Source organism: Streptomyces sp. MK7 (assembly GCF_032658145.1).
GTDB lineage: Bacteria > Actinomycetota > Actinomycetes > Streptomycetales > Streptomycetaceae > Streptomyces > Streptomyces spiralis.
This window is the reverse complement of the sequence record NZ_JAVACL010000166.1, coordinates 1-393: the sequence shown is the minus strand read 5'-3', so window position 1 is coordinate 393 and position 393 is coordinate 1. Positions and strand designations below refer to the sequence as shown.

1 protein-coding gene is annotated in these 393 nt (G+C 67.9%); it reads right to left on the bottom strand.

Annotation, left to right across the window (positions count from 1 at the left end):
• Positions 1 to 56: 56 nt before the first annotated feature.
• On the bottom strand, positions 57 to 393 hold a 337-nt coding region (locus R2S09_RS40320; RefSeq protein ID WP_306193251.1), incomplete at its 5' end, for an alpha-glucosidase C-terminal domain-containing protein.

Here is a 393-nt window from a genome sequence, read left to right as displayed (position 1 = left end):
ATCCCGGTCCCTGGCCGGGGCGTCCTCGAAGATGTCCGGGACGGGCTCATTGACAGTCATGGCGCGGGAGGCCCTCCGATCTGCGGCGAGGTGGACGATCGCTGGACATGGAGCACGTGCGCGGGACCGCGGCCGGGATCGAGTCGCACGTAGTTGGTCCTGCCCCAGTGGTAGGCCTCACCCGTCAGTTCGTCGAGCACCGACGTGGACGCGTGTCCGTCCAGGCCGAGGTGCGGCATGTCCAACGAGACCGTCGCCTCCTGGGTGTGGTGCGGGTCGAGATTGACGACCACGACGACCGTGTCCGGGCCGGTGCTCTTGCTGTAGACGAGCACGGCATCGTTGTCGGCGTGGTGGAAGCGCAAGTTGCGCAGATGGTGCAGCGCGGGGTGC